The 1,186-nt window shown below is 56.2% G+C and carries 2 protein-coding genes; both read right to left on the bottom strand.

Annotated elements, in window-relative coordinates:
• Positions 1 to 809 (bottom strand): phenylalanine--tRNA ligase subunit alpha (gene pheS, locus ACXRVY_RS30325; protein ID WP_458239117.1); only part of this gene is annotated, 809 nt, incomplete at its 3' end.
• 109 nt (positions 810 to 918) lie between these two features.
• The coding region (gene rplT / locus ACXRVY_RS30320) for a 50S ribosomal protein L20 (RefSeq protein ID WP_458239116.1) at positions 919 to 1,186 on the bottom strand (268 nt) is incomplete at its 5' end.

Here is a 1,186-nt window from a genome sequence, read left to right as displayed (position 1 = left end):
CGGCAGCCTTTACCGCTGCACATCACGCACTCCATGTCGACTTCGGCGGATGGCTCGGTGAACGGGAAGTAGGAAGGACGGAAACGCACCGCCAGTTCCTTTTCGAAGAACACCCGCAGGAACTCTTCGATGGTGCCTTTGAGGTCGGCGAAATTGATGTCGCGATCGATCAGCAGGCCTTCGACCTGGTGGAACATCGGCGAGTGGGTGATATCGGAGTCGCTGCGATATACACGGCCTGGGCAGACGATGCGGATCGGCGGCTGTTTCGACTCCATGGTGCGGACCTGTACCGGCGAGGTATGGGTGCGCAACAGCATGTTCGCATTGAAATAGAAGGTGTCATGCATCGACCGGGCCGGGTGGTGGCCTGGGATGTTGAGCGCTTCGAAGTTGTGATAGTCGTCTTCGACCTCAGGGCCTTCGGCAATGCCGTAGCCAATACGGGTGAAGAACTGTTCGACGCGTTCCAGAGTACGGGTAACCGGATGCAGACCACCGGAGGTCTGACCACGGCCAGGCAGGGTCACGTCAATGGACTCGGCAGAGAGTTTGGCAGCCAGGTCGGCTTCTTCAAACAATGCCTTGCGCGCATTAAGGACCTCTGTGACACGCTCCTTGGCAACGTTGATCAGCGCACCGACCTGCGGACGCTCTTCTGCCGGCAAATTCCCCAGGGTCTTCATCACCTGAGTCAATTCACCCTTCTTGCCAAGGTAGTGAACCCGGATTTGCTCCAGGGCATTGATATCTTCAGCGCTTTGCACAGCCTCTAGAGCTTGAGAGACGAGCGCGTCCAGGTTTTCCATGTACAGACTCCAGATACAAAATAGGGGGAGAGCTTGAAGGCTCTTCCCCTATTTATGACGTTTAACACCTGACCCCACAGATGCGAGGCCGGGTGACTGTCGGGGGTACTTAAGCCAAGGTGGCTTTAGCTTTCTCGACAATCGCAGCAAACGCCGCTTTTTCGTTCACTGCCAGATCAGCCAGAACCTTACGGTCGATCTCGATGGACGCTTTTTTCAGGCCGGCGATGAAACGGCTGTAGGACAGACCGTTGATACGAGCACCAGCGTTGATACGAGCGATCCACAGAGCGCGGAACTGACGTTTTTTCTGACGACGGTCACGGTAGGCGTATTGGCCTGCCTTGATTACCGCTTGCTTGGCAACACGGAATACG

This window comes from Pseudomonas sp. P5_A2_2 (assembly GCF_054177685.1).
This window is presented reverse-complemented; position numbering and strand designations above follow the sequence as displayed.